This is a genomic window from Kocuria sp. KD4 (assembly GCF_011769905.1).
Classification (GTDB): domain Bacteria; phylum Actinomycetota; class Actinomycetes; order Actinomycetales; family Micrococcaceae; genus Kocuria; species Kocuria marina.
The window spans coordinates 962,180-983,242 of record NZ_CP050449.1 but is presented as its reverse complement, the minus strand read 5'-3'; the positions used below and the strand labels follow the sequence as shown (position 1 = coordinate 983,242).

Annotated in this window: 14 protein-coding genes and 1 pseudogene; 5 read left to right on the top strand and 10 right to left on the bottom strand. The window is 71.6% G+C overall.

Annotation, left to right across the window (positions count from 1 at the left end; genetic code table 11):
- The first annotated feature begins 48 nt into the window (after positions 1–48).
- Positions 49–1,272, top strand: coding sequence for a macrolide 2'-phosphotransferase (locus HBK84_RS04555; protein ID WP_240919103.1), 1,224 nt, complete (start codon positions 49–51; stop codon positions 1,270–1,272).
- Here the strand turns inward: HBK84_RS04555 and HBK84_RS04550 are convergent.
- Positions 1,200–4,709, bottom strand: coding sequence for an ATP-dependent DNA helicase (locus HBK84_RS04550; protein ID WP_167318306.1), 3,510 nt, complete (start codon positions 4,707–4,709; stop codon positions 1,200–1,202). The two genes, HBK84_RS04555 and HBK84_RS04550, sit on opposite strands and share 73 nt — an antisense overlap.
- Positions 4,706–8,230: an ATP-dependent DNA helicase gene (locus HBK84_RS04545; RefSeq protein WP_167318305.1), complete on the bottom strand. Its 3,525-nt coding sequence runs from the start codon at positions 8,228–8,230 to the stop codon at positions 4,706–4,708. Before HBK84_RS04545 ends, HBK84_RS04550 begins: the two co-directional genes overlap by 4 nt.
- 372 nt (positions 8,231–8,602) lie before the next feature.
- Here HBK84_RS04545 and HBK84_RS04540 point away from each other — a divergent pair.
- Positions 8,603–9,304: pseudogene (locus HBK84_RS04540) on the top strand (3'-5' exonuclease); the annotation flags it as partial.
- A 148-nt stretch (positions 9,305–9,452) separates the two neighbouring features.
- Here the strand turns inward: HBK84_RS04540 and hemL are convergent.
- The 8 genes from hemL to hemE all read right to left on the bottom strand — a co-directional run bounded on the left by hemL (position 9,453) and on the right by hemE (position 18,482).
- Positions 9,453–10,772 carry a glutamate-1-semialdehyde 2,1-aminomutase gene (hemL, locus tag HBK84_RS04535; RefSeq protein WP_064846089.1) on the bottom strand — a complete coding sequence of 440 codons (1,320 nt, stop codon included), beginning with the start codon at positions 10,770–10,772 and terminating at the stop codon, positions 9,453–9,455.
- 81 nt (positions 10,773–10,853) lie between these two features.
- Entirely contained in the window at positions 10,854–11,861 is a 1,008-nt protein-coding gene (gene hemB / locus HBK84_RS04530; protein WP_085107670.1) for a porphobilinogen synthase, read from the bottom strand.
- Positions 11,862–11,877: 16 nt separating this feature from the next.
- Positions 11,878–12,849, bottom strand: coding sequence for a uroporphyrinogen-III synthase (locus HBK84_RS04525; protein WP_167318303.1), 972 nt, complete (start codon positions 12,847–12,849; stop codon positions 11,878–11,880).
- A complete protein-coding gene (gene hemC / locus HBK84_RS04520; protein ID WP_167318302.1) occupies positions 12,846–13,790 on the bottom strand; it encodes a hydroxymethylbilane synthase in 945 nt (314 codons plus the stop codon). Before hemC ends, HBK84_RS04525 begins: the two co-directional genes overlap by 4 nt.
- Positions 13,787–14,992 (bottom strand): ferrochelatase, encoded by a 1,206-nt coding sequence (locus HBK84_RS04515; protein ID WP_167318301.1) that lies wholly within the window; start codon positions 14,990–14,992, stop codon positions 13,787–13,789. The genes hemC and HBK84_RS04515 overlap by 4 nt, the downstream gene beginning before the upstream one ends.
- Position 14,993: 1 nt before the next feature.
- Entirely contained in the window at positions 14,994–15,710 is a 717-nt protein-coding gene (hemQ, locus tag HBK84_RS04510; protein WP_098053941.1) for a hydrogen peroxide-dependent heme synthase, read from the bottom strand.
- A gap of 118 nt (positions 15,711–15,828) precedes the next feature.
- Entirely contained in the window at positions 15,829–17,316 is a 1,488-nt protein-coding gene (hemG, locus tag HBK84_RS04505; protein WP_085107679.1) for a protoporphyrinogen oxidase, read from the bottom strand.
- Entirely contained in the window at positions 17,313–18,482 is a 1,170-nt protein-coding gene (hemE, locus tag HBK84_RS04500; RefSeq protein WP_098053937.1) for a uroporphyrinogen decarboxylase, read from the bottom strand. The genes hemG and hemE overlap by 4 nt, the downstream gene beginning before the upstream one ends.
- A gap of 134 nt (positions 18,483–18,616) precedes the next feature.
- On the opposite strand from hemE, the gene HBK84_RS04495 reads away from it, so the two are divergent.
- The 3 genes from HBK84_RS04495 (at position 18,617) to HBK84_RS04485 (ending at position 20,977) form a co-directional block, all read left to right on the top strand.
- A complete protein-coding gene (locus tag HBK84_RS04495) occupies positions 18,617–19,933 on the top strand; it encodes a glutamyl-tRNA reductase (protein WP_167318300.1) in 1,317 nt (438 codons plus the stop codon).
- Between the two features lie 39 nt (positions 19,934–19,972).
- Complete coding sequence (locus HBK84_RS04490) at positions 19,973–20,653, top strand: TetR/AcrR family transcriptional regulator (RefSeq protein ID WP_085107688.1); 681 nt, start codon at positions 19,973–19,975, stop codon at positions 20,651–20,653.
- Positions 20,654–20,743: 90 nt separating this feature from the next.
- Positions 20,744–20,977, top strand: a complete 234-nt coding sequence (locus tag HBK84_RS04485) for a DUF3107 domain-containing protein (protein WP_035965329.1) — start codon at positions 20,744–20,746, stop codon at positions 20,975–20,977.
- The last annotated feature ends 86 nt before the right edge of the window (positions 20,978–21,063 follow it).

The following is a 21,063-nucleotide window of genomic DNA, read 5'->3' as shown; positions in this document are numbered from 1 at the left end:
GCCGCGGTGGACAGCCCGCCCCGGGCCGAGGCCGGTAGGGTGGGTAAGGTGAGAACGACCCCCGAATTGCTGGCCGCCGTCGCGGCCGCGGCCGTGCCCGGGGTGGCCCCTGTGGCCACCGGTCCTTCTCCCGACGACGCCGCGGATTTCCGCTCGTGCGTGGTCCAGGACTCCGAGGGTCGCCGCTGGCGCGTCCGCAGTCCCCTGAACACCGAAGCGAGCATGCGCCTGGAGACCGAGCACCTGGTGTTGCAGGCGTTCACCCCGTCCGTGCGCTCGCGGTTGCCGTTCCACCTGCCCACGGTCGCGGGGTCCGTGGCGCAGGACGGGTTGCGCACTTTTGTCTACTCGCACCTGCCGGGTCACACGCTTAGCCTGCGGGAGTTCCAGCGGCAGAACGAACATCCCGAACCTCCCGTGCACACGCCCTCCCCGAGTGCGACGCCGCGCGCCCCCCTGGCCGTGCAACTGGGCCGTTCGCTCGGGTGCCTTCATTCTCTGCCCCGTGCGCTCGTGATGGACGCGGACCTGCCCGCCTACAGCGCCGAACAGTGCCGCAAGCGCATGCTCCACGATCTCGATCAGGCCGCGACCACGGGGCTGATCCCCGGGGACCTCTTGCGCCGGTGGGAGGAGGCCCTCGAGGACACCACGCTGTGGCAGTTCTCCACGCGCGTGGTGCACGGGGACCTACACGAGGACAACATCACCGTGGACCACGGTTCACTCGCGTCCTTCACGGGGTGGAGCGATCTGCACGTGGGCGATCCCGCCGTGGACTTCTCATGGCTCGTGGGCATGTCCGACCCTGCGTTCGCGGACACCGTGATAGAGGCCTACTCCGTGGCGGCCGTCCAACCCCCGGACCGCCATCTGTTGCGCCGCGCGCACCTCAAGGCCGAGTTCGCGCTCGCGGAATGGCTCGTGCGCGGTGTGGACCGGGGCAGCACGTCCATGGTGGACAACGCCCAGCGGATGCTCACGACCCTCGCGGCGGACGTGCGGGCCAGCGCGTCGCCGTCCCCGGGGGTGGCCGGTCCGCCGCCCGCCTCGACCGCGTCGACCGCCGCGGTCGAGGCGGATCGGGCCGGCGACTCCGACGTCGACTCGGTGGACCGCACTGACTCCGACGGCCGCGCCCTCGACGGCGACTCCGCCCCGGACGGTCACCCCAGCGACGACGGCTTGTCCCCCGACCATCACTCCGGCGAGGGCGGCTCCTCCACCGGCGGCTCCTCCGCGGCGTCCGGATTCGTCACGCCCACCTCGTAGAGCGAGCTCACCACGGCCTCGAGTTCCGTCTCGTCCGCGAGGTCGTGGGGACGCACCACCAGGTCCGCGGCCACGTAGTAGAACGCCGCCGACACAAGCTCCACCGGGACCTCGTGCAACCGCGCGAACGCCAACCGGTACAGCGCGAGCTGCCCGGACTTGCGCTTGAGCTCCCGACCGTGCGGGATTCGCCCTGTTTTCCAGTCCACGAGTTCCCAGCCGTCCGCGGTGCGGAACACGGCATCGATCCGACCGCGCACCGTGAGCGACCCCACCGGGGTCTCCACGGGCAGTTCGATCGCGTAGGGCTCCAGAGACGCCCACGGGCTGTTCCGGAAGGTCTCGGCGAGCCGGGGCAGGTCCAGGTCCTCGTCCACGTAGTCGTCGGAACCGGGCAGTTCGTCCGCGTCGAAAATCGCGGAGTCCCCGAAGAAATTCTCAACCCACGTGTGGAACGCCGTGCCCGCCCGGGCCGCGGAGCCCGGTTTGCGTGGCATGGGTCGGCGCAGATTGCTGATGAACCCCTCGGGATCGGTGTCCATGGCCACGAGCGCGGACGCCGAGACGTGGGAGGGCATGTGCACGCTGCGGTCCTCCTCGGACGCCGCGCGGCGACCCAGCAACAGTTCGGCCTCGCGCCGCCACCGCGTGACCACGTCACCGGAGGGCCCCTGTGCCAACTCCTCGTCCGTGAGCTCGCGGGTGTCCGGGAAACCGCGCTCGGCCACGGCGCGGGCAGCGCGTTCCATGACCTCTCGGCGGCCCCGGTGTGCCGGAGCGATCACGGTTTCCATGTGCTCGCCGTCCGCGGAGCGTTCGGTGCGCACGAGTTCCGGTCCCTCCACGGGGTCGTACGGCCACAGCGCGCTGACCCGGGTGTCCCGCTGCGGGTTGGTGGCATCCGGTTCCGGCTCGACCCACGGACCCGCCTCGAAACCGGGGCTCGATCCCTCGACCAACTCCCGCGCTTCGAGCAAAAACGGTGAGGCCTCCTTGACCTCCTGGGCGGTGCCCCGGAACACGCTGCCGGAGAGTTCGAGCAGGGACTTGGCGCGCGTGAACGCGACATAGGCCAACCGACGTTCCTCGGCGAGGTCGTACTGTTCGACGTCCTCCGCGAACTCCTCGTAAGAACTCTCGAGTTCGCGCACGTCCGAGACGCGCGCATCCCACTGGGGCAACTGAGCGGCGTCGCCACGTAACGGCCACGGCAGCTTGGCCGCTTCCAGGGTCCACGCGGAGGACTTCTTGGAGGGGAAGTCGTTCTTGTTGAGCCCGGGGACGTAGACGTGGTCCCACTCGAGGCCCTTGGAGGCGTGGACCGTGAGCAGTTGTACGGCGTCCCGGCGCGTGTGCGCGGGCGGAAGTTCCAGGCCGTTCTCTTCGTGGGACGCGGCCTCGAGCCAGTCCAGGAACGCGGCGACGTCGTGCGTGCGGGTCGTGGCCGTGAACTGGACCGCCTGGTCGTGGAAGCCGTCCAGGTTGCGCCGCGCGTGCACGGGATCCTCCCCGGGCAGCGCGGCGAGTTCGATATCGAGGCCCAGCACGGTCTCGACCTCGTGGATCACGGTGGTCAGCTCGTCCCCAAGCACACTGCGCAGGTCTCGCACGTCCCGGCGCAATGCGCGCAACCGGCGCACGCCCTCGGCACTGATCCCGCGACCGCGCGAGGAGACCCAGCCCTCGGGGGGCAGTGTCTCGAGCGCCTCGATCAGGCTCGCGCGGTCCACGATGTCCGCCATGACCACGGGCTCCTCGGCATTCTCGCCGGTGGTGGCCGCGTCGTCGGCGGGCTCCGGATCCTCGCCGCGCGCGGCCCGGTGGTGGCCGCGCTCGAGGGCCGCGGCCCAGTCGCCGAGTGCCGCGAGGTCGCGTGCACCCAGCCGCCACCTGGCGCCGGCGAGCAATCGGGCGAGGGCGTCCGAGCGGCCCGGATCGGTGAGGACGTGGAGCATCGCGACGACGTCGGCGACCTCCGGGGTGTGCAACAGCCCACCCAGCCCGACCACTTCGTAGGGGATGTCCCGGGCTTCGAGTTCCAGGCGCAGGGGTTCGAACTGCGCGCGTTTGCGGCACAGCACGGCCATGGTGGGCATCTCGTCCGGGGCCTGACCCTGATGCGCGGCCCGCTGGTCGTGGATCGACGCGGCCACGGCCTGGGCCTCCTCGGTGTCCGTGAAGTAGCGGCTCACCCGCACACGACCGCGCACCGCACCCGGCGCCGGGTCCAGCGGCGGGACCTCGACCGTGGCCGCGGAACGGCTCCACGCGGGCGGGGTACGCAGCGGCTCGGCCACGGCGTTCGCCACCTCGAGGACCGCGAGGCTGTTGCGCCACGCCGTGGTGAGGAAACTCGTGTCCGCGAACCGGGACGGCTCCACGTCCGAGGACCCCCGGACCGGGAAGTTCTCCACGAAACTGAACAGCTGGCCGGAGGACGCCCCCCGGAAGCCGTAGATGGACTGCTGGGGATCGCCCACGGCCATGACGCAGTGCCCCTCCCCGAACAATCCCGAGAACAGGGCCAACTGGGCGTGGGACGTGTCCTGGAACTCGTCCAGCAGGACCACCGAGAAGCGTTCCCGCTCGACCGTGCGCGCGTGGGGGTCAATCCGCACGATCCGTGCCGCGAGCGCCAGCAAATCGCCGTAGTCGAGCGCCGAGTCCACGCGCTTGGCCGCGCGGAAGCGCTCCACGAGCTGCGCGAGGACCTCGGTCTGCTCCATCCGGCGCACGGCGTCCTGCACCTTGCGCCCCGGGGACTTCTTCCGCCCGTCCGGAGGGGCGTCCAGGCACATCGCACGCAGCCGGCCCACGAACTCGTGGATCCGGCGCGGTTCCACGAGGTGCTCCGAGGCCTCGGACGCCAACTGCATGAGACCCGTGGTGAGCGTGGATGCGGCGGGCACGGTCGCGGGCAACGGGCCGTCCCAGCTCTGCACGAGGTCGTGTGCGAGTTGCCAGGCCTGGGCCTGACCGAGCAGGACGGTGTCCGATTCCACGCCCAGCCGAAGCCCGTAACTGCGTACGAGCGAGTTCGCGTAGGAGTGGTACGTGCTGACCGTGGGCTCCTGCGCCGCGGCCGGGGCGTCGTCGTCCTCGGGCTCGTCGATGAGTCCCGCGCGGCGCAGGTTCCGCAGCTTCTGGTTGATCCGCTGGGACAGTTCGCCCGCGGCCTTGCGTGTGAAGGTGACCCCGAGGATCTCGTCCGGGCGGGCCAGTCCGTTGGCCACAAGCCACGCGACGCGATCGGACATGGTGGTCGTCTTACCCGAGCCCGCGCCCGCCACGACCAGTCGTGGGGTCAACGGGGACGCGATCACCGCGGCCTGTTGCTCGGTGGGCGGGAAGTCCCCGAGCGCCTCCGCGATCTCGTACGGGGAGTACCGGACGTCCTGCGGTGAGCGGGGCTGGGGGGCGGAATCCTGCTGGGTCATTTCTCTGTGACCTGCCTTCCCTGGGCGCACAGCGGACACAGCCACGGGACGGAGCACCGGATCCCGAATCCGGCCTCCTGATCCGCGGTGTGCCGCGCTTCGAATCGCGTGCCCGCCACGAGGAGGGCCGCTTGCGTGATGAGGTCCCGCGCCCAGCGGTGTTCCTCGTCCAGGGGGTCCTGGAGTTGCACACCGGGCGACGCCGCGGGGCCGCCGAGCTGGACGAGCAGCGCTCCCCCTGGTTGGGCGGACACGGCGCCCTCGGGCAGCTCGATGCGCTCCGGACGTCGGGTTTCATGCAGATCCTCGGTGCGGGAGGCCTCCTGCATGGCCCGCCCGGCGCCGGCCTGCAAGGCCACCTGATACGCGCCCAGCTGCGGGTGCTCGGGGATGTCTTTCTTGGTCGGCTGGTGTTTGCCGGTCTTGAGATCCACGACGACGTGGCGCCCGTGGGCGTCCACCTCCAGCCGGTCCACGCGCCCGGTCAGCAGGGCGTCCCGGGCCTCGCTGCGCACCAGGACCTCGAAACTGCCCTCCACCGAGACGAGCTCGCGCCCGTGCTCGGAGCGCATCTCCCGCGAGTACTGCGCGAACTTACGCAACATCTTCTCCGCGCGTTCGAGCTCCTGCTCCCCCGTCCAGCCGTGGGGCATGCCCAGGGAGGGCCAGCGGCGACGCAGGTGCGCGATCAACTCGACGCTGTCGGCGTCCGGGAGTCGCTCGGCGATGTCGTGCACGAGCGTTCCCAGGCTGCGCCGCAGATCGGTCACCTCGGTGGCATGGGCCTCGCTCACGAACCAGTCGAGCGGGCTGCGGTGGATCGTCTCGATCGTGGACGGGGAGACGCGTACCGCCTCGTCCGGTGCGAACAGCGCGTCCTCGGTGGACAAAGCGTTGCGGCCCCACCACTGCTCGGGTGCGGCACCCGGCACGGGCTCTGCGAGGGCGGCGAAATCATGCAGCAGACGCGCGGCGGCCTCTCGTTCGTGGGCGGCCGCGTCCGGTTGCTGCACGGTGCGGCGCAGCGCACCCGTGAGCTGGCGCAACGTGAGGGGTTCGGGTGCGCTCAGTTCCTCGACGGAGATGCCGGGATCGTCGCGGCTCCCGCCGGCCACGAGGTCCACGAACTCGGACGGTTGCTCGTCCTGGCTGGCCACCGCGGTGACCGTGAGGCCGGCCGTGGCGCGGGAGACGGCCGTGGCGAACTGCCGCAGTTCGTCGAAGCGCACCTGCCGCAACCGGTCCACCGCGCTCAACCGTGTGGCCTGTTCCGGCCCGTGGTCCAGGGCGTCGGTGAGCACGTCCGTTCCCAGCAACTGACCGCGCAGGGCGGTGTTGGGCCACACCCCCTGTTGCACCCCGGCGACGACCACGTGCGCCCACTGCCGACCCGCCGACCCCGCGGGGGTCATCACCGAGACGTTGTCCTCCGCCGGTGCTCGGGCCGCCAGGGTGTCCATGGGCAACTCCTGGTGGTCCATGTAGTCCATGAACGCCCGTGCCGTGGCGCCCGGGACCTGGTCCACGAACCGCTCGGCGGCCTCGAACAGTCCGACGACGGCGTCCAGGTCCCGGTCCGCCCGCACGGCCTCCGCTCCCCCGGCCAGGGCACGACGCCGCCAGCGCGGTGCGACCCCGGACGCGTCCCACAGGGCCCACAACACGGATTCAGCGGTGGCGCCGGGCTCGTCCAGCGCCTCCTGACCGGCCTGGAGCATGTCAGCGACGCGCGCCGCGGAATCCGAGTGCACCTCCGCGAGCTCGAGCAACACACCGTCCGCGAGCGCCTGGACGAGGAGGTCGTCGCTCGTGCGTCCACCACCGGTACGCAGCTCGTAACCGCGCAGTTTCTGGCGGATCCGGCGCACCTCCATGGGGGACGCCCCGCCGATCCGCGACGTCAACAGGGCCACCGCGGCACTGGCCGTGAGCATGGATCGGTGGGCGGCCCGCTCACGGTCCGCGTCCTCGGCCTCCGAGCCTTCCATCGACGTTCCGGAAGCGGAATCGGGATCGTCGCCCGGTTGCCCACCCCGGCCCGGGCCGGCTTCCTGTGCTTCCTGATCAAGTGCTCCGTCCGGTTCCGCGACCGCATCCTGCGCCGCGAGCAACAAGCGCAGGGCATGCAGCAGCGGGATCACCGCGGGTTCCTCCCGCAAGGGGGTCTCGGCGGCGGACGTGGTCGTGGGCACGCCCAGCGCCGACAGCTGCCGGGTCAGCGCCGACAATTGGGAACCGCTGCGCACGATCACCGCCATGTCCCGGTAGGGCACACCGTGCAAAACATGCAAACGCAAGAAGTGGTCCGCGCACCAGCGCGCCTGGGCCGTGGGCGAATCGAAGAGCGTCGCGCGCACCGAACCCGGCGCTGCGGCGTCGTCGGCAGGGTGGGCGTCGGCTGTGTGGGCGTCGGTTGCCTGGGAGGCGATGTGCTCGGTCGCACGGGGTTGCTCGGGGGCGCGCTGGACGCGGGCCCCCGGTACGACTGGGATGGCCCGCGCCACGCGCTGCCACGCCTCGTTGACCCGCAGTGGCATGCGGTGACTCGTGCCTAGCTGCAAGCGCTGCAGGGGCCGAGCGGGGGTGCCCACCCGGTCCTCGAGCGTGCGCAACAGGTCCGGGCGGGCCCCGCGGAACCCCTGGACGGTGGTGTCCGGATTGGCGGTGAACACGGCGTCCCGGCCCCGGGTGAGCACCCCGATGAGCCGGTGGGCGGACGGGGTGGCGTCCTGGAGGTCGTCCACGAGCACGACGTCCAACCGGTCCTGTTCCCGGGCGAGGAAATCCGGATTCTCCTCGAGGACGCGGGCCGCGCGGTCCACGAGCTCGGACGGGTCGAAGGCGTTGGGCATGCGCAGGGCGCGGATCTGCTGGTACTCGGCGCGGAACGCCGCCGCGCTGCGCCACTCGGGGCGACCAAGGGGTTGCGCCCAGCGCGCCAGGACGTCGGGCGCCAGGCGGTATTCGTTCATGCGGTCGAACAGCTCGCGCAATTCGCCGCGGAAGCCGCGCGTGCCGAGCGCCTGATCGAGTTCCGCAGGCCACACCACGGGGCTGCCGTACCCGGCAGCGTGCCCGCGCATCATCTCCGCGAGGAACGCGTCCTGTTCCGGCCCGGACAACAACACCGGTGTGGTGGTGACCCCGGGCAACAGGTCCTGGGCCTGTGCGCGGCGCAGGACGTCGAACGCGTACGCCTGCCACGCGCGTACGAGCGGCGTGCTGATGGTCGCGCGCGCACGGCGGCTGATCTCGTCCCGCAGCGTGGCCGCCAGTTCACGCGATGGCGCGAGCACGAGCAGGCGCTGCGGATCGGCTCCCTCGACGATCCGTCGCACCGCACCCTCCACGGTCACCGTGCTGCGCCCCGTCCCGGGCGCTCCCAGCACGAGGACCGGCCCGTGGTCGGCCGGTAGCTCCACGACGGTGCGTTGCGCGGGGTCCAGCTCCGGGTCCGCCCCGCCGGATTCGACGCCGCGGGGCGGGAGGACGCGCCAGGACGGTTCACGCTGCGTTCGCATGTGGTGATCACATCACGGTCATCCGACACGCATAACGGCCCGCGCACCGACCGGTACCGTGGTCGCATGGCTTCCCCGCACGACACAGGTGACACCGAACAGCCCGCACTCTTCGACGTGCCGCCCCCGCCACCCGCGGCGGACCCCGAGGAGCCCGCCGCGCCGCAGCCCGAGCAGCCCACGCTGTTCGACGCCACGCCCGAGCCCGGGCCTGAACTCACGCGGGACAACGCTGCCGACACCCGCTCCGCGCCCTCACGCGACCGCGCGTCCGAAGTAGCACAGACCGCCGGCGACGACGCCGCCGAGCCCGCGGCGACCGCAGCAACCGTCCCCCACGGGGCGGCTCGCAGGGAGGTCGGCGCCGCGCCGTCGTGGACCGCCGGCGAGCGCGCGGCGTTCGACCTCGAGACCACGGGGCGGGATCCACAGGAGGCGAGGATCGTGACGGCGTCGGTGGTCCTCGTGGACGCCACTGGGACCGTGACGCGGGAATGGGAGTGGCTCGCCGATCCCGGGATCGAGATCCCCGCGGAGGCCGCCGCGGTCCACGGCGTCACGACCGAGCGGGCCCGCGCCGAGGGCCGCCCCGCCGCAGAGGTCACCGCGCAACTGCACGACGTGCTGAGCGGGCTGTGGCGCGCGGGGATCCCGGTGCTCGCATTCAACGCCGCCTACGACCTCACGGTCCTCGCGAGAGAGAGCGAGCGCCACGGTCTGCCCGCCCCGGCCCCGATGCCCGTGCTGGACCCGTTCGTGCTCAACAAGCAGGTGCACCGCTACCGCCGCGGCAAGCGGACGCTGGGCGCACTGTGCGAGGAGTACGGCGTGGTCCTAGATGCCGCACACACCTCCGCCGCGGACGCACTGGCCACCGAGCGGCTCGCCACCGCCCTGGTCGAACGGTTCGCAGAGCTTGAACGACCCGCGGAAGAGCTGCACGAACTGCAGATCGGCTGGGCAGCCGAGCAAGCGGCGTCGTTGCAGGAATACTTCCGGCGCCGAGATCCCGAGGCCGTGGTGGACGGCACGTGGCCCGTCCACCCGCGCCCCTGGGACCGCTCGCACCCCTGACCCCACCCGCACCGCTACAGCGACCGTCACGCACACGACCGCGGCCGTCGCACTGCGCAATGACGACGGCGCGGCACCGCCGGGAACCACCCGGGCGGCGCAGCGCCGTCGTCGTACAGGAAAAGGCGTACAGAAAAGGCGGAGCGGATCAGCCTTCGGCGGGTCGAGCCTCCGCTGCCGCACGAGCCGCGGCGGGAAGGGCCGAGAGGATCCGGTCCATGGCCGAATCGTCGTGCGCCGCGGAGAGGAACCACGCCTCGAAGACCGAGGGCGGGAGGTAGACCCCGGCATCCAGCATGGAGTGGAAGAACGGCGTGTACCGGAAGCTCTCCTGGGCCTTGGCGTCCGCGTAGTCGTGCACCCCGCGGGCACCGGTCCCGAAGGCCACCGAGAACAGGTTGCCGGCCACCTGGATCGAGTGATCGACCCCGGCGGCATCGAGGGCCTCGTGCACCCCCGCCTGCAGCTGCTCGGAACGGCGGTCGATGGTCTGATACGCGATCCGGTCCGCGCACTTGAGCGTCGCGATCCCCGCGGCCATAGCCACGGGGTTCCCGGACAGCGTGCCCGCCTGGTACACCGGGCCCATGGGGGCCAGGTACTCCATGATCTCGCGGCGCCCGCCCAGTGCGGCGGTGGGCAGTCCCCCGCCGATGACCTTGCCGAACGTGAACAGGTCCGGGACCCAGTCCTCGCCGTTCTGGTTGCTGAGCCCCCAGTACCCGGCCTCGTGGACGCGGAAGCCCGTGAGCACCTCGTCCAGAATCATCAGGGCGCCGTTGTCCCGGGTGATCCGACGGATGTGCTCGTTGAAGTCGTTCTCCGGGGTGACCACGCCCATGTTGCACGGAGCGGCCTCGGTGATCACCGCGGCGATCTCACCGGGGTGCTCGGCGAAGACGGTCTCGAGCGCCGCGACGTCGTTGTAGGCCACCACGAGCGTCTGGGCGGCGGTGGCCTCGGTGACTCCCGCGGAACCCGGCAGGGCCAGGGTCGCGACACCGGAACCGGCCTCCGACAGGAGCGAATCCACGTGACCGTGGTAGCACCCGGCGAACTTGACCACCAGGTCGCGGCCCGTGAACCCGCGGGCCAGGCGCAGCGCCGTCATGGTGGCCTCGGTGCCCGTGGAGACCATGCGGATCTCCTCGAGCGGGGCCACGCGGTCTACCACGAGCTCGGCGAGTTCGGTCTCACCGCGCGTGGTGGCGCCGAAACCGAGACCGCGCTCCACGGCCTCGTGGACGGCCTCCGTGACCACGGGATGCGCGTGACCGATCAGCGCGGGGCCCCACGAACACACCAGGTCCACGTACTCGCGCCCGTCCACGTCCGTGAGGTACGGGCCCTTGGCCGCGGCGATGAACGGCGGGGTACCGCCCACGGAGTTGAACGCGCGCACGGGCGAGTTGACGCCCCCGGGCATGACGCGCTGGGCGCGGTCGAACAGTTCTTGCGAAACACTCATGAGATCACTTCATTCCTTTCGCCGGGAGGCTCTCCCGGTGAGACCGTGCCGCGCGACGGCGCGGGCGCGGGGGTTCTGGGGTTACCTGCCGTTCTCCTCATGGAACCAGCGGGCGAGCTCGGTCGCGTAGTAGGTCAGGATCGAGTTGGCCCCGGCGCGCTTGATGGACAGCACGGACTCGCGGATCGCGGCGTCGCGGTTGATCCAGCCGTTCGCCGCGGCGGCCTCGATCATCGCGTACTCACCCGAGATCTGGTACGCCGAGACCGGCACGGGGGACGCGTCCGCGACCTCGCGCAGGATGTCCAGATAGCTCATGGCCGGCTTGACCATGACCATGTCCGCGCCCTCGTCCAGGTCCAGCTGCAGCTCCAGCAGGGCCTCCCGGCGGTTCGCAGGATCCATCTGATAGGTTTTGCGGTCACCCGTGAGCGTGGAGTCCACGGCCTCGCGGAACGGGCCGTAGAACGCGGACGAGTACTTGGCGCTGTAGGCGAGGATCGACACGTCCTCGCGGCCCGCAGCGTCCAGTGCCGCGCGGATCACGCCCACCTGGCCGTCCATCATCCCGGAGGGTCCCAGCATGTGGGCGCCGGCCTCGGCCTGGGCCAGGCCCATGCGGCCGTAGATCTCCAGGGTGCGATCGTTGTCCACGCGGCCCTGATCATCCAGCACACCGCAGTGGCCGTGATCGGTGAACTCGTCCAGGCACAGGTCCGACATGACCACGATGTCGTCCCCCACCTCGTCACGCACGGCACGGATCCCGCGGTTGAGGATGCCGTCCGGGTCCAGCGCGGCGGAGCCCTCTGCGTCGCGGATCTGCGGGATCCCGAACAACATGAAGCCGCCCAGCCCCAGCTCCACGGCTTCGGCGGCCGCGCGCTTGAGAGAGTCCATGTTGTGCTGCACCACACCGGGCATCGAGGCCAGGGGCTGCGGCTCGTCGAGTCCTTCCTTGACGAACACGGGCAGGATCAGCTCGGACGGCGTCACGCGGGTCTCCGCGGTGAACCGGCGCATGGCCGGGGTACTGCGCAGTCTGCGGGGCCGTGACACGAGGTCGTACGACACGTCATGGTCGGTCATGGTTCACATCTCCTGATCATCGAAATCTTTGAGTCGTCGCGGGGCGGGTCGTCGCGGGCGTCGTCGTTGCGGGCTCGGCGTGATCGTCCCGCTCCGGCGCCGAAGTGTCCGGCTCACCCAGCGCCCGCGACACGGCGTCGGCCAGGGCCGCTGGGGTCGGTTGCGCGGAGGTCATCGGGTCCACTCCGCGGGCCCGCAGCGCGCGGGCGGTCGGTTCCCCGATCGCGATCCACGCCGTGGCGGCCGCGGGCGTCATGCCCTCCAGCAGGGCGTCCGCGCGCGACGGCGCCGTGACCACCACCGCGGCCAGCTCACCGGCCGCGCACGCGGCCCGAGCGGCGTCGGCGCCCCATTCCTCGGGGGCTTCTGGTGTGGTTGCGGTCCCGGCACCGGGGGCGCGCAGCGGGCGGTCCGCCGGGGCCGGGACGGTGTCGTACGCGGTGATCCGCACGACGTCGTACCCCCGCTCCCGCAGTCCGCTCACGAGGGCGTCGGACGCGAGCGCCGAGACCGGCACGAGGGCCCGCACCGGGGCCCCGGATGCACCCGGGTGCTCCTCGGGCCACTCGGCGAGCATGCCCGCCGCGCTCGAGACGCGCGCGGGGACGAAATCCACGCCCACACCATACTCCCCCAGCGCGCGGACGGTCGCCTCGCCCACCGCGGCGACCCGCAGCGCGGGTCCACCGGCCTCGGTGCGATGACGAGCGGAGGGCCGCCGAGCGGCGTCGAGCGCGGCACCCCACTGCGGGGTCGGGGCGACCGCGGCAAGCGCCGCCACTGTGGTCGCGGACGTCACGCACAACCACGTGGGACCGCTCGGGCCGGTGGCCTCGGCCAGCAGCTCCCGCAGTGATTCCACGTCCGACGGCAACTGGGCCTCGAGCAGGGGCGAGGCGCACGGCTCGTACCCGCGCTCCCGCAGCAGCACCGCCAGGGCGCTCGCGGAAGCGGGGTCGCGGGTGATGAGCACGCGCGCCGCGGTCACAGGCTCAACCGTGCCAACCGGTCCGCGCCGTGGGCCAACAGGTCATCCGCGACCCGCTGACCGAGAGCCCGCGCGGCCTCGACCGAGGGTTCCCGCGCGGACTCCGTGCGGCGCATGACCTCGGAGCCGTCCGGATTCGCCACGACGACGTCCAGTTCGAGATCACCGTCCACGAGGCGTGCGAAGGTTCCCACGGGTGCGGCGCAGCCCGCCTCGAGGCGAGCCAGCACCGAGCGCTCCGCAGTGACCGCGAGCCGCGTGGGCAGGTGGTCCACCGCGGCCAGACCGGTCGCGAGACCCGAGTCCGCCGCGAGTTCCGCCGAGACCTCGAGCGCGAGCGCACCCTGGCCCGGGGCCGGCAGCATCCGGTGCGGATCCAGGTACTCGGTGATCCGCCCCTCGAGGCCCAGGCGCTTGAGGCCCGACGCCGCGAGCACCACGGCGTCGAGGTCCCCCGGGTCCCCGGGAGCCACGCGGTTGAGCCGCGTGCCCACGTTGCCGCGGATGTCCACGATGCGCAGGTCGGGGCGCAGGGCGCGCAACTGCGCGACGCGCCGCGGCGAGCCCGTGCCCACGGCCGCGCCCTCCGGCAGTTCGTCGAGGGTCAGACCGTCACGGGCGCACAGGGCGTCCCGCGGGTCCTCACGCTGCGGCAGCGCGGCAATGGTGAGCCCCGTGACCGCCGCGGTGGGCAGGTCCTTGAGGGAGTGCACGGCCAGGTCCACGGCGCCGTCGAGCACCTTGGACCGCAACGCCGTGACAAAGACCCCTGTACCGCCCAACTGGGACAGCGGCCCGGTGAGCACGTCGCCCTCGGTGCGCACGGTGACCAGTTCGTAGTCGAGTCCGCCCGCGCTGGCAACGGCCTCGGCGGCCCAGCGGCTCTGCGTCATGGCCAGCTGCGAACCGCGGGTACCCACGGTGAAATCGGCACCGCTCATCGGTAGGTCACGTCCCCGGACTCGTCCAGGCCCACCGGGATGGGCTCCCCCACGGGTCGCTGGGCGATCGTGGGACGGGGTGCGTCCTGACCGCGCAGAATCTTGACGCAACAGTCGGGGGCGCACGTGTCGAACCACGTGCCCTGGGCGCACGCGGATACCCGCGGGGGCGCGGTGGGCGTGCCCAGCCGCTGCTCCACGAGGTCCGAGAGCGCGGCCACGAACTCGGGATCGGTGCCGGCGGTGGGGATGCGCTCGAACTCCAGGCCGGCCTCGGCCGCGGCGTCACGGGCCTCGGTGTCGAGGTCCCAGAGCACCTCCATGTGGTCCGAGACGAAGCCCAGGGGCACCACGGCCACGCCGGTGACGCCCTTACCAGGCAGCTCCTGGATGACGTCGCAGATGTCCGGTTCGAGCCACGGGACCTGCGGGGGCCCGGAGCGGGACTGGTACACGAGCTCCCACTCCACCCCGTTCATGGGCTCGCCCACCTGCTCCACGATCCAGCGCGCGGCCGCGAGGTGCTGCGCCACGTAGGCGGAGTCCCCCTCGAAGTCCATGCGCTCGGGACCCGCGGCATGCGCGTCCGTCATGGGCACCGAGTGGGTCGTGAACAGCACGCGGAGCGCACCGTCCGTGCGCTGCCGCAGAGCCTCCAGTGACTCACGCAGCTTGGTCGCGTAGGGGCGCAGGAAACCCTCGGAGTCGTAGTACTGCCGGATCTTCTCCACGTGCAGCTCGTCCTGCAGCCCCGTCTCCTCCAGGCCCACGCCGTAGTCCTCCCGGTACTGGCGGCAGCTGGAGTACCCGGAGTACGCGCTCGTGGCGAGCACCAGCAGGTCCCGGTACCCTCGCTCGTGGCTCTCGCGCAGAACGTCCGCCACGTACGGGTCCCAGTTGCGGTTGGCGAGCAGCACGGGCAGCTCCACACCACGACGCCGCAGCTCGGCCTCGAGCGCATCGCGCAGCGCCCGGTTCTGGGCGTTGATGGGGCTCACGCCACCGTTCGCACGGTAGTGGGTGGCCACCTCCTCGAGCCGCTCGTCCGGGATGCCGCGGCCGCGCGTGACGTTGCGCAGGAACGGGATCACGTCCTCCTGACCCTCCGGCCCGCCGAAGGAGGAGAGGATCAGGGCGTCGAAGCTGTGCGGCGCGTTGGCGCGCTCGGCACTCAGGGCATTGGTCTCTCGGGTGCCAGTCATCTCAGTCAAGCACCTCGGCAATCTCGTGGGTGGTGATCCGGCGCCCCGTGTAGAACGGGGTCTCCTCACGCACGTGCAGGCGTGCCTCGGTGTTGCGGAAGTGGCGCATGATGTCCACCAGGTCCACGAGCTCCGGGGCCTCCAGGGCCAGCAGCCACTCGAAGTCGTTGAGCCCGAAGCACGCGATGGTGTTGGCGAGCACCTGCGGGTACTCCCGGGCCTTCATGCCGTGGTTCTTGAGCATCTCCCCGCGGCGCTGCGGGTTCATGTAGTACCACTCGTAGGAGCGCACGAACGGGTAGACGCACACCCACGCGCCAGCCTCCGCGCCGCGCGCGAACGCGGGCGAATGGTTGGACGTGAACTCCGCCTCGCGGTGCACGCCCATGGCGTTCCAGGACTGCCGGGTGCCCGCGAGCAGCGGCTGACGGCGCAGTTGCCGGATCGCGGCCTGCAGGGCGTCCGGTTCCTTGCCCGTGAGCCACAGCATCAGATCGGCGCTCTCGCGCATCCCGGAGACGTCGTACACGCCGCGCACGGTGACGCCCCGACCCTCGAGGTCCTTCACCAGCTCGTCGAACGCGCTGCGGTTGGCCTGCGAGTCCGCGTCCCGCGGGCGCTCACCCGTCCGCTCGAACACCGTGTAACCGGCCCAGTACAGCGTGTCCCCGCCGGCCTGTGCCGCGTCCTGGCGTGCCTCGGTTGCGTGCTCACTCATCGTGTGTGCTCCCTTTCGACTTCTCGTTCTGTTCACGTTCGGTGGTTCTCGTCCCGCGCAGCACTGCCCGGGCTGCGCGGACGACGTCGCACGGCTCGGTCCCGCGCGCGGCGGTCCCTCAGTTCGGGGTCACGTCAAACCCGTGGTGCTTGAGCAGGGTCCTGACCTGGTGGCGGGTGTCCGCGACGACCGCCGCGAGTCCCGTGCCGGACAGCCACGCCCCCACGGCCGCGGCGTCCGGGACGTCCTTGAGCGCCCGGCGGAACCCCGTGACGCGGGCGCTGTGACCCGCGTCCGTGCGCGGCAGGGCGGTGTGCCACCGCACGACGTCCGCGCCCACGAGCTGTTCTGGCTCGATCGGTACGCCCAGCAGCGTGCTCGCGTCCCCGAGGGCGAGCGAGATGAGGTGCTTGTCCTCGAGCGTGACCTCCGGGGAGGGGCCCGATCCACGCGGGGTGGCCCGGCCGTAGGATAACCGCACCACGTGGCGGTGCTCCCCGGCCTCGCGAGCCACCCACTTCCACTTGGCCGTGGCGTGGGTCAGGGCCTTGGCGCGCACCTCGCGCACGTCGTCGCTCACGAGCAGACCGGTCCCGCGGGGTGCACTGTCCAGGGCGGGGCAATCCAGCACGAGGGTGGCGAGCGCGATCCGGGGCCCCGAGCGAGGCGTGAAGTTCTGGACGTCGCTGACCTGCGTGCCGAGCAAGCGCACCGTGGTGGGTCCGTCCGTGGCCATCACGAGCAGTTCCCCGCGGGCCACGGCCGTCTTGTCCCCGTTCACTGGTTGGCGCTGGATCACCATCCACCCGGGCCTGCGCGGGTCGCGGTCCAGGGCGATGACGTCGTAGCGGGTCACGAGCTTGACGCCCAACCGCTCCGCGTCCCGCACGAGCCGTTCGCTGAGCAGGTTCATCCCGCCGTCGAGACCGGCCACGTTCGCACCCGCGGGGCTCGCTGTGCGCAGTGCACCCGCGGCCGCGCCCAGGCTGCCGAGTTCGCGCAAGCGGGCGCGCAAACCGGGGGCCACGGCGTCGACGTCGAGTTCGTCCGGGTGGGTCGAGTAGACCCCGGAGACGAACGGGGTGACCAACCGGTCCAGCACGCGCTGGCCCATGCGGGCACGCACGAGACCGCCGATGGAACGCTCCCCCGCGCCCACGCGGGCCGGCAGCGCCCTGTCCATGCGCGCACGGGCCACGCCCGCCCGGCCCAGGGGCTTGCGCAGCTCCGGCGCGGTGGGGTCCGCGGGGATCCCGAGCACCCCGGACTTGGGGGCGGGCACCGCACCCTCAGGGAGTTGCAACCAGGAGCCCGCGGGATGGGGGGTGACCACGCGGTCGGAGAGCCCGAGTTCCTCGAGCAGATCGGGTACGGCGTCCGAGCGTGTGGCGAAGGATTCCGCGCCGGAGTCCAGGACGAGTCCCGCCACCTCGTGGGCACCCACAGCGCCGCCGAAGTGGTCCGAGGCCTCGACCAGGGTCACGCGCAGACCGGCGCGCGCCAGGTCACGGGCGGCCGTCAACCCGGCGACGCCGCCGCCCACCACGAGAGCCGTGCGAGGACGCCGTGGCGCGGTGCGCCGCTGGGCACCGGGGGAAGTTGTCACCGAGTCTCCTTGTGGATGAAGGTCACCAGTTCGCTCAGTACGTCCGGGTCCGTCTCCGGCGGCACGCCGTGGCCCAGGTTGACCACGTGACCGGGGGCGCTGCGACCGCGGCGCAGAACGTCGCGGGCGTGCTCGTGCAACACCTCCCGCGGGGCGGCGAGCAGCGCGGGATCGATGTTGCCCTGCACCACGGTGCGCCCACCCAGACGCTGCGACGCGACGTCCAACGGGATGCGGTAATCCACACCCACGGCGTCCGCTCCCGCGTCCCGCATGGCGGCCAACAGCTCGCCCGTACCCGTGCCGAAATGGATCCGCGGCACCCCCAGGTCCGCCACGGCGGCGAGCGCGTCCGCGGAGTGGCGCTGGACGTGCGCCTCGTAGTCGGCGAGCGACAGGGAACCCGCCCACGAGTCGAACAACTGCACGGCCGAGGCCCCCGCTTCCACTTGGGCGCGCAGGAACGCTCCGGAGGTGCGCGCGGCCCACTCGGCCAGAGCGGTCCAGGACGCGGGGTCCGCGTGCATCATAGTGCGCGGGCGCAAGTGGTCGCGCGAGGGCCCGCCCTCCACGGCGTATGCGGCGATCGTGAACGGCGCGCCCGCGAAACCGATCAGCGGGGTGTCCCCGAGCTCGGCGACCGTGCGCGCCACGGCCTCGCGGATCGGGTCCAGCGCCGAGTCCGGCAGTTCGGGCAGCGCGGTGACGTCCGCGGCGGTGCGCACGGGGTGGTCGAGCACCGGGCCGCGCCCGGCCACGATGTCCACGGCCACCGAGGCGAGCTTCATGGGCACCACGATGTCGGAGAAGAAGATGGCCGCGTCCACGCCGTGCCGGCGCACCGGCTGCAGGGTGATCTCCGCGGCGAGGTCCGGGGTCAGGCACGCCTCGAGCATCCCCGTGCCCTCCCGGGCGGCGCGGTACTCGGGCAGCGAGCGACCCGCCTGACGCATGAACCACACGGGCGTGTGCGCGGCGGGGAGCCCCCGCAGGGTACTGATCAGGGGGGAGTCGGCCACACCCGCCGAGCGCAGCGGGTGCTCGGTGGGCAGCGCGGCGATGCGCTGCTCCCACGCGTGATCGCCGCCCGGCTCCGTGGCCGCGGCGGGATCATGGGGGGACTCGGCGCGGCGGGATTCTACGGTGCGATCATTCTGGGAAGCCATAATGGCCCCATTGTGCCAAAGGAGCCCGCCGGTTTTGATGACGTAGTGTCCGCCGGGAACGCAATCTCTGCGCCGGGCGCGCCCAGTGGTTATGCTGAGCGAGCCAGGATGAATTCGTCTAGGATGGCCGGATTGTGGTTCTTTTCTGTCTTGTCGCATCGCACCGTTCCGTCGACCTCAACACCGTCGCACGGTTGAGCACGGGGGCTCTCGGGGTGGCCGAGGAGGCCGTGTCCCAGGGGGCGCTCTCGGGGGCCATCACGCTGTCCACGTGCAACCGGCTCGAACTCTACGGTGAGCTGCCCGAGGACGGGACCCGCGACGTCGCCCTGGCCCAGCAGCAGCTCGCCGAACGCGTGGCCGAGCGCGCGGGGCTGGACGAACGCTTCGTCCTGGAGACCATGGACACCTACCACGGCACCGAGGTCCCGCAACACCTGTTCACCGTGGTCTCCGGTCTGGAGTCCGCCGTGGTGGGCGAGCGTGAGATCACCGGACAGGTCCGCCGCGCGCTGAACCAGGCCCGCCAGTCCGGCACCGCTTCGGGTCACCTCGTGCAGTTGTTCGAGGCCGCCGCCCGCACCGCACGTGAGGTCGGGGCCCGCACCGGCCTCGGTGAGCGGGGACGCTCCATCGTGTCCGTGGCCCTGGACCTCGCCGACGACATCACCCGCGGCAGCTGGCCCGACCGGCACGCCCTGATCTTCGGCACCGGCGCGTACGCTGGCGCCACCATGGCCGCGCTGCGCGACCGCGGCTGCGCGGACATCGAGGTCTACTCCGGTTCCGGACGCGCCCAGCAGTTCACGGACCAGCGCGGCGGCTCCCCCGTCACGGAGGTCGAGCTGCCGGCGGCACTGCGCCGCGCGGACGTCGTGATCGGCTGCTCGGGCGGCTCCGCCCCCATGCCGGCGTCCGCCTTCCCGAGCGGACCGCGCACCGTGATCGACCTCGCGCTCGCGCGGGACTTCGACCCCGCCGTCGCGGACCTGCCGGACGTGGAGCTGATCACCCTGGAATCGGTGCGCGTGGCCGCACCCGAGGAGACCCGCGAGTCCGTGAGCGCGGCGCGCGAGATCGTGGACGAGGCCGCCCAGGGCTTCGCGGCGGCCCAGAACGCCCGCACCATGGACCAGGCCATCGTGGCGCTGCGCAAGCACACCATGGCCGTGCTGGACGCCGAACTCGAGAAGGTCCGTGCCCACCACGGCTGCACCGGCGCGGAGGAACAGATCGAGATGGCCATGCGCCGCATGGTCCGCTCACTGCTGCACATCCCCACCGTCCGTGCCCGTCAACTCGCCGCGGAGGGCCGCGCGGACGAATACATTTCCGGATTGGAAGCGCTGTTCGGTCTGGAGGTCGCGCCACCGCAGACCCTCCCCGCGGATCAGGATTCCCTCGCTGAACGATCCCCCTCAGACGCCCCGCGTCCCCGCGCGGCCGGTTGAAGCCACGACGGGCGAGGGCCCGTCACAGAGGAGGACCCCATGAACGCTCCCGATGCACGCGACGCGCCCGCGCCCACCGGCCACACGCGGGCCCCTCGCATGACCCGGGACCAGCGGCGGGAGCAGCTGTTGAGCACGGCACTGCGGGTGTTCTCCGAAGGCGGCTACCACTCGACCTCCATGGACGAGATCGCCGCCGCGGCCGGGGTCTCCAAACCGGTGCTCTACCAGCACTTCCCGGGTAAGCGGGACCTGTTCCTGGCGCTCGTGCAGTTCACGCTCGCGGAACTGTCCGAGAAGCTCGAGCGGTCCCTGGCCAACGCCGAGACCAACAAGGCGCGGGTGCAGAACGTGATCGACACCCACTTCGAGTTCGTGAACAGCCGGCCGGAGGCCCATCGGCTCGTGTTCAGCGCGGACCTCATGTCCTTCCCCGAGGTCGCGGCGCAACTGGACGAGTTCTACCAGGGGATCGCCGTGGCCGTGGCCGCGGTGCTCGGACCCAAAGCGGGCATGCCACCGGCCCAGGCCACCATGCTGTCCCGGGGCCTCGTGCACCTGGTCCAGACCTCCGCTGTGTTCTGGACCCGCCACCCGGAAGCGGGCACACGCGAAGAGGTCCAGGACCGGATTTTCCGTTTAGCCTGGGGCGGAATCAGGACGCTCGACGAGGAGCGCCGGGAACCTGCTCCTAAACTGATCGGCAACGACCGAGGCTGACGCGCCCGCCCCTCACCGGGGTGCGCGGCACCTGGAAGACATGGTCCGGCCCGTGATCACCGTGGGCCGGTGACGCCGCAGGAGGTACTCATGGAAATCAAGATCGGGATTCAGAACGTGGCCCGCGAGCTCGTGGTCAACGCCGACCTCTCCGCGGACGAGGTGCAGACCAAGGTCACGGAGGCGCTGAGCTCCGGCGCACCGCTCGTGCTGCAGGACACCAAGGGTTCCACCACCGTGGTCCCCTCCGCGAGCATCGGCTACGTGGAGACCGGCCAGGAGACCAAGCGAAAGGTGGGTTTCACCCCCCTGCCCCTCGGCTGAACCGCCCACGCCGTGAGGCCCCCGGACCACCGCGTCCGGGGGCCTCACCATTTTGCGGGTACACTGGAGCTGTTTATCAGGATGAC

What these genes read in the sequence shown, in the direction of transcription:
- hemE (WP_098053937.1), bottom strand. Translation starts at nt 18,482, where the DNA reads ATGGCTTCCCAGAATGATCGCACCGTAGAATCCCGCCGCGCCGAGTCC.
- hemC (WP_167318302.1), bottom strand. Translation starts at nt 13,790, where the DNA reads ATGAGCGGTGCCGATTTCACCGTGGGTACCCGCGGTTCGCAGCTGGCC.
- HBK84_RS04550 (WP_167318306.1), bottom strand. Translation starts at nt 4,709, where the DNA reads ATGACCCAGCAGGATTCCGCCCCCCAGCCCCGCTCACCGCAGGACGTC.
- HBK84_RS04545 (WP_167318305.1), bottom strand. Translation starts at nt 8,230, where the DNA reads ATGCGAACGCAGCGTGAACCGTCCTGGCGCGTCCTCCCGCCCCGCGGC.
- hemQ (WP_098053941.1), bottom strand. Translation starts at nt 15,710, where the DNA reads ATGAGTGAGCACGCAACCGAGGCACGCCAGGACGCGGCACAGGCCGGC.
- hemB (WP_085107670.1), bottom strand. Translation starts at nt 11,861, where the DNA reads ATGACCGACCATGACGTGTCGTACGACCTCGTGTCACGGCCCCGCAGA.
- HBK84_RS04490 (WP_085107688.1), top strand. Translation starts at nt 19,973, where the DNA reads ATGAACGCTCCCGATGCACGCGACGCGCCCGCGCCCACCGGCCACACG.
- HBK84_RS04515 (WP_167318301.1), bottom strand. Translation starts at nt 14,992, where the DNA reads ATGACTGGCACCCGAGAGACCAATGCCCTGAGTGCCGAGCGCGCCAAC.
- hemL (WP_064846089.1), bottom strand. Translation starts at nt 10,772, where the DNA reads ATGAGTGTTTCGCAAGAACTGTTCGACCGCGCCCAGCGCGTCATGCCC.
- HBK84_RS04485 (WP_035965329.1), top strand. Translation starts at nt 20,744, where the DNA reads ATGGAAATCAAGATCGGGATTCAGAACGTGGCCCGCGAGCTCGTGGTC.